This window comes from Gluconobacter cerinus (assembly GCF_002723935.1).
GTDB classification, from domain to species: Bacteria; Pseudomonadota; Alphaproteobacteria; order Acetobacterales; family Acetobacteraceae; genus Gluconobacter; species Gluconobacter cerinus.
In genome coordinates this window covers 1-6777 of the sequence record NZ_BEWM01000026.1, presented here as the reverse complement: position 1 = coordinate 6777, position 6777 = coordinate 1, and the positions used below count along the sequence as shown (strand labels likewise).

4 protein-coding genes are annotated in these 6777 nt (G+C 48.3%); all 4 read left to right on the top strand.

Annotated elements, in window-relative coordinates:
- Positions 1-101 precede the first annotated feature (101 nt).
- The gene (locus GCE01_RS16230; RefSeq protein ID WP_099213666.1) at positions 102-899 is read left to right on the top strand and encodes a glycosyltransferase family 25 protein; all 798 of its coding nucleotides are present in this window, start codon (positions 102-104) and stop codon (positions 897-899) included.
- Positions 900-990: 91 nt separating this feature from the next.
- Positions 991-2439, top strand: coding sequence for a D-glycero-beta-D-manno-heptose-7-phosphate kinase (rfaE1, locus tag GCE01_RS16225; RefSeq protein ID WP_099213665.1), 1449 nt, complete (start codon positions 991-993; stop codon positions 2437-2439).
- Positions 2440-2442: 3 nt separating this feature from the next.
- Positions 2443-3612, top strand: coding sequence for an AGE family epimerase/isomerase (locus GCE01_RS16220; RefSeq protein ID WP_099213664.1), 1170 nt, complete (start codon positions 2443-2445; stop codon positions 3610-3612).
- A gap of 395 nt (positions 3613-4007) precedes the next feature.
- A partial coding sequence (locus tag GCE01_RS16215; RefSeq protein WP_369690494.1) for a beta strand repeat-containing protein occupies positions 4008-6777 on the top strand: 2770 nt, incomplete at its 3' end.

Sequence of the window (6777 nt, the reverse complement as noted above, 5' to 3'; positions counted from 1 at the left end):
CCATTCAGGTTCTGGCAGCAGGACCCTATGTTCAAAATGAACAAAAAGACCAGGTTGAGGCCATAAAAGGCTAATACTTTTTAAATAAAACGGCCGTTGAGTTGGATAGGATCTGGCTCAACGGCTTTTTATATGTAGCTGTGGTGCGTGAATTGAAAAATTACATCATTAGCCTGAAAAACAGGCCTGATCGTCTAAAAGAATTCATGGAAGCAAACAAAGATGTCAGAATTGACATTGAAATGTTTGACGCAATTGATGGAAATATTATTTCCAAAAATACTTTGATCCAGAACAGAATTATCTCTGATCAGAATAATTACAGTCCCGCGGCATTAGGTTGTCTTGTTTCTCATCTGACGCTTTGGAAACAGGCTGTCGATCAGAATTCACAGATAACAATTTTTGAGGATGATGCTGTTCTGCATAAAGATTTCCAAGATCTCTCGAGATCCCTCATCGAAGAACATGCAGATTTCGATATCATCTTTTGGGGATGTAATACTGATTGGCCCATAGAGCTCGCAGTAGGCGCAGGTTTTTCGTCTGTGACACTCTTGTGTGGCCCGGGAGAACCCAGATTTTCTCCAATGACACCGTTGATGGCTCACCCAAAACTATTGAAAGTCACTCTTCTTGCTGGCCTTTGTTCCTATACCATTTCGCCTAAAGGGGCAGAAAAACTACTGAGATTGCTTTTGCCGCTCGGCAATGAAGACACAAAAATTCGAATTTTTAAAGATGGACTTGGCAATAAAAGCGAAACAATTCCGTGGATAAATACCGGAATTGATGTGGCCCTTAGTAAACATTTGATGAATATTAATTCTTATATATCTTTTCCATTTATTTCTGGAAGTAAAAATGAATGGAATAAATCATCTATACAGATATTTTAATAAGTAATGGAAAAACATATATTATTTATGAGGGCGGTTGAAATGTGGCGGATCTGTGGAAATTTGAGTATATTTAAAAACGATCGCAATCATGCTTGAGAGTCTTCATTTTGGAAAAATAGTCGTCATTGGCGATGTGATGCTCGATTGTTATGTCGCTGGTAATGTGGAGCGCATTTCGCCAGAGGCACCGGTTCCTGTTGTTCGGCAGTCTCGTAGGTCGGCAGTCCCGGGCGGAGCTGCAAATGTGGCAATTAATGCCGCGGCACTGGGATGCTCTGTGACATTGATCGGAGCAGTTGGTCCGGACGACATTGGAATGTCTTTACGTAACGCGATTTCTAGTCATTCCCATATCGATCTGAGTATGCTCGTTGAGGTTCCGGGATGGTCGACGATTTCCAAAACGCGCATCATCAGTTCCGGGCAACAGATTGTCCGCGTTGACGCTGAATACCTTATCGATTTCGATGACGCTATCCGGCGAACTCTTATTGCACGGACAATTGCTGCACTTGAGGGGGCCTCTGTTTTGGTGTGCTCCGACTACGCTAAAGGGGTTCTGTCTCGTGATGTTGTCTCCGCCATTATCAAGGAGGCTCGGGCGCGCGGTATTCCAGTTATTGTGGATCCTAAAACCAGGGATTTTACCTGTTATGCTGGCGCCAGACTGATTACGCCAAACCGGTCGGAAGCAACACTTGCCTCTGGTCTGACCATATGTGGTGACGCGGATGCTGAGCAGGCCGCCGCCCTCCTGTCAGGCCAGTTTGGAGGTGATGTTCTCATCACGCGCTCTGAAGACGGGATGACATTGTGGCAGCGCAACGGAAATATTTTGCACCAGCCGGCGCGTAAAACTGAGGTCTTTGATGTCTCTGGTGCCGGAGATACGGTTCTGGCGACAATCGCTGCAATGTTGTCGGCAGGGCAGGATCTCGAGACGGCGGTCGTGATTGCGACTCATGCTGCATCTCTTGCTATCAGGAAAATCGGTACCGCAACTGTTTCATGTGAAGAGTTGACCCATGCGTTGAATGAAGACGCTGCAGCAAACGGTGGGGTTGTCTCTCTGGAGCGGGCCAAGAGTATTGTGGCCGGCTGGCGCAGGCGTGGTCTCAGCATTGTATTTACCAGTGGCTGCTTTGATATTGTCCATCCTGGTCACATTGCATTGCTTCGAGCGGCAGCTACTGAGGGTGACCGGCTGATTGTCGCTCTGAGCAGTGATGCGTCGGCGTTTCATCATAAAGGCCCCACACGCCCGATGCAGTCAAAAGATGCGCGTGGCCTTGTCGTTAGTGCGCTGCGTGACGTGGATCTTGTGGTCTTTTTTGATGAGGGCACTCTCCAGCAGACGATCGAAGCTCTTTTGCCTGATGTTCTGGTTAAGGGGATCGACTGTTCTGAAGATCAGGTCGTGGTGGACGATATTATGAAAGCCGCTGGCGGACGTGTTGTGGGCGTCAATCTGATCGAGGGCTACTCGGTCACGCAGATTGTACGAAAAATGCAATCTGAGAAACTGGGTAATTTTTGAAACATGACATGTGATGAGATTGCTTTTTCAACATGCTGGACTGCATGGCTGACGGAATTAGCGTTACCGTGCTGGAGCATGTTGGACTTTAATCATGCGCACGGCATATATCACGAGCGGTTAAGCTTCGAGGGAATGCCAGTTGCCGTGCCTGAGCTCCGTCTGATGGTCCAGGCACGGCAGATTGCGACATTCTGTCGCGCAAGCATGGATGGCACTTACGAGGCCTCGGCTGCGGCTTTGATGTGTCTTGATCGTATCGAAAAACTTTATCATCGGGCGGATGGTGCGCCTGGATGGGTTTTTTCGATCACGCCCGATCTTGCAGTGAAAGACGGGAAACGTGACCTCTACGCTCATGCTTTCATTCTGTATGCCTATGCTTGGGCATACAAGGTGATGCCTTCTACGCGATATCTGAACATTGTTCGGGCGACAATCGCTGAAATGCACCAGATTTTCAGCGCTCCGCACGGAGGATTTTTCAATGTGAATTCGCCCTTAAGTGAGCGTCTTTACCAAAATCCGCATATGCATCTTCTTGAAGCTTTTCTGGCTTTGTATGAGGTTTCGGGGCTCGAGTGTTTTCTGGAAGAAGCTGATGCTCTGATCACGCTTTCCCTGGAGCGCATGATCCAGTCTGAAACGGGTGTGTTGCTCGAAGAATTTGACAGAAAATGGGAGCGTATCGCGCCCATTGGGAAAAATCGGGTTGAGCCCGGCCATCTGTTTGAATGGTTCTGGCTCTTCAGCGAATATTCACGACTCAATTCGGGAAGCAAACGTCATATAACGATCAAACAGGCATCCGATCGTTTGTTTGATTTAGGCCTTGCCTGTGGTGTGTCGAATGGTTTCGTGCGGGACGCTATTCATGACGATGGCACTCAAAGTGAGAATTCAATCCGTATCTGGCCGCAGACCGAGCTTTGCCGTGTTCTTCTCCAGCGTCGAACTGAGCCTGATCTGCTGAATCGGGTATCCAGAAACTTCTTCGCCTGTTTTGCGCCCAATCACTTGCAGGGGCTTTGGATCGACCGCTTTAGCGAAGCTGGACAACCGCGTGTCAACGACGTGCCGGCAAGCTCACTCTATCATATCTACGGTGCTGCACGAGAGTTCCATGTGGCCAAAATTACAGGTGTATCCGAAATGGATGTATTATTAATTTAATAATAAAAATATATTATCAAATATAGAAAAGTAAAAACTAATATTTAGTAAATTAAGTAGTATTTCAGGAGTTTTTAATTATGTCGGTATTAATAATTTCTTCTGGTTTTGTTGGGTCAGGTATCATCGTCTCTGGTGGGGATACTCTTGCTGTGCAGAGTGGCGGTTCTGTAGTCAGTACAACTGTCCTTCTAGATGGTGAGCTCAATTTGGATGGGGGAGCGGTAATCTCTGCGATGGATGTCAAGTCTGGGGCATTTACAACAATCGCATCTCACGGCTCCGGAGCTGGGCTAATTACTATTGAGGCGGGCGCCGTACTTTCTGGAGGTAGTTTTTCTTCTGGAAATATCAAAAATTTCGGCAATATTAGTGACGTTGCAGTACTTCCTGGCATGACTTTTACAAACCAATCTGGTAGTTTTGCAAATAATGTCATTGTTTCTGGAACAATTTTTTATGCTCAAAGTGGAAGTATTGCATCCGACGTTTCTGCTCTGAGCGGCTTTAATAATAATTACACGCAAGTTATTGTATCCTCTGGTGGAATAATAAATAGCGCATTTACAGATGGTTGGGGTGTTATCGTCGTTCAGAGTGGCGGTTTACTCTCAGGTGTTTTTGCATCTTCGAATAATACGACGGGAGATGGCATTCAGGTTCGTGGTGGCCATGTGGTTAGTGCTGTCATTGAGGCAAGATCCAACGAGTTTGTTTCTGCAGGAGGCGTCGATAGTTTAGCAACTATCATAACGGGCAACCAAGTGATCCTATCAGGAGGCATTGCATCGGGTGCGACTGTTAGTGAGTTAGGATATCAGGTGATATCCAGTGGGGCAACCGCCGTCAGTACTACAGCCTCTAGTGGTGGTTATGTGGCTGTCAGTAGCGGTGGAATATTGTCCGGGGTTACCGCTGAAAGCAGTGGTACAGTTCTGATCAGCGCTGGTGCATCTGCCATTTCCGGGACTATTCGTGGTGATGGTGTATCTTTTATCAATGCGGGGTCTGTTACTGATCTGATCGTAACTGGGGGCGGTTCTGGTACTAATATTGGAAAAGCTGATCAGATTGTTGTCGAGAGCGGCAGTACGTTTGTGAATGACAGTAGCGGTGTCGTCACGAATATACAGGTTTCTGGTGAAGATGCATCTTTCCTCGTTCTAAGTGGAGTTGCACAAAATACCACGCTAACGGACGGAGCGTATCAGGAAATTGACGGTGGTGTAGTAACGAACACACAGATCCGAGATGGCAGCACCGTTAGTCTTATGGGAGGAAGTCTTGTCTCGGCCACAGTGGGATATGGTGCGTCCCTGAATGTCTATGGCGGTACAGTTGTTAATCTGACTCTTCAATCCGGGGCAGTCGAATATTTGATGTATGGTGCCTCGGTTAGTAGTCAGACCATTGGTGAGGGGGTGCAGCAGCAATTATGGGGCGGGTCAGCAAGTGCCATGACGGTCACTTCCGGCGGCCTTCAAGATATTGAGCAGGATGGTATTGCAGCTTCGGCGTTTATAATCGGTGGCTCTCAGACCGTTAATGAGGGTGGTAGTTCCATTTATGCAACGGTATCGGACGGAGGATCGGTCAGTGTTGATGGTGGGGGTATCCTAACATCGGCTACTATCGAAAGTCGGGGAACGGCGACGGTTTTGTCCGGCGTCGTGTCCAGTGTAGCCGTTAACTCTGGCGGTCAGCTCCTGGCGGAGAGTAGCGTCATATTTTGTGGCCAGATCGCTGATGCTGGTATTGTCTCAGGTGGAGTCATTACGAGTGGCGCGAATATAAGCGTCCTAAGCGGTGGAATTGCGAGCGGTACCTATGCTTCCAATGGATCTATTTGGGTGTCGGCTGGCGGCAGCGCCAATAATGTCAGCGCTGCATCAGGCTTAACAGGTTACTCACAGATTATTACTTTATCCGGCGGCAGCGTAACTAATGTATCTGCGTCTGGATGGAGTAATATCGTTGTTTCGAGTGGGGGTATTCTGTCCAATGTGACCGTAATCTCCGCCACAAATGGCGGCGACGGACTCCAGGTTAAAGGCGGTGTGGCGAACCATGTCCTGGTTGGTCCCAAAGGTGTTATTGTAGTATCTGGTGGTGTTGTCTCCAGCCTGTCAGTAGCTGGATCTAATGCTAGAGGCGTTGTTACGGCGGGGGGGAGTATCAGCGGTCTGACCCTGACCTCGCAAGGACGATTTGTTACGATCCAGGGTGGTACTGTTAGCGGTGGTACTGTTTTAGGAGCAGGTACATGGCTTTATGGAAGCTCCGGCGGCACGATTGCCGATGTCACAGTCACTAGCGGCGGTCAGATCAATATTAATTCAGGCGCCATAGTCGTATCCAATACGATTGGAAATGGTGGCCAGTATTTCGAGCTTGCAGGTACTCTCGACAGTTCGACAACGAATATTTTCCAGTCTGGCGCTGATATCAAGATCACGTCTGATGGTTTGGGCAATTATGGTACGGTCCAGAACTTCAGCGTTGGCAGTGGCGTTGGTCTGCGTATTCAGGATGGTGCGTCCGGCTCGAATGTGACGGTTAGCAACGGGGGAACCGAGCGGGTTTTCAATGGCGGAATCACTATCAATGGTATGGTTCTGTCAGGCGGTAATCTTCTAATTTCGGCCGGTGGCACGGGAAAGGGTACGATCGTTAATGGAGGTACCCTCACAGTTTCCAACGAGGCCTATGTCAGCGGAGTAATCGTTAACAGTGGTGGTTTGGCAGCAGTCGTCAACAGCGGTGTCATATATGATTTAACAGTGAACAACGGTGGCTCGTCTTTCATTGCGAGTGCTGCAAGCCTTTCGGGCACGATGACCCTTGAAAATGGTGGTCAAGCGACGATCTGGGCGGATGCTGGCGGTACCATTATTATGGGCGGCAGCACGAATACTGGCCTTGTTGTGAGTGGTCTGGCCTCTGGCGGGACGCTTTCGACGGTTATCAGTGGCTTTGATGGGACATCTGGCGGAGCTTCTGACGGGGTCACAATCGCTGGCTTGAGCCAGGCCAATGTGAAGAATGTCGTGAATTCTTCTGATGGTAATTCTGTTACCATCAATCTCGTTAATGGCAGCCCAATCACTCTGAACATTCCCGGAATTGGTCAGCAGCAATATGTTGAATTTACCAAGGATGGCATGC

Bases quoted from the DNA above. Each gene is read 5' to 3' on its own strand.
- rfaE1 (WP_099213665.1), top strand. From the start codon at position 991: ATGCTTGAGAGTCTTCATTTTGGAAAAATAGTCGTCATTGGCGATGTG.
- GCE01_RS16220 (WP_099213664.1), top strand. From the start codon at position 2,443: ATGACATGTGATGAGATTGCTTTTTCAACATGCTGGACTGCATGGCTG.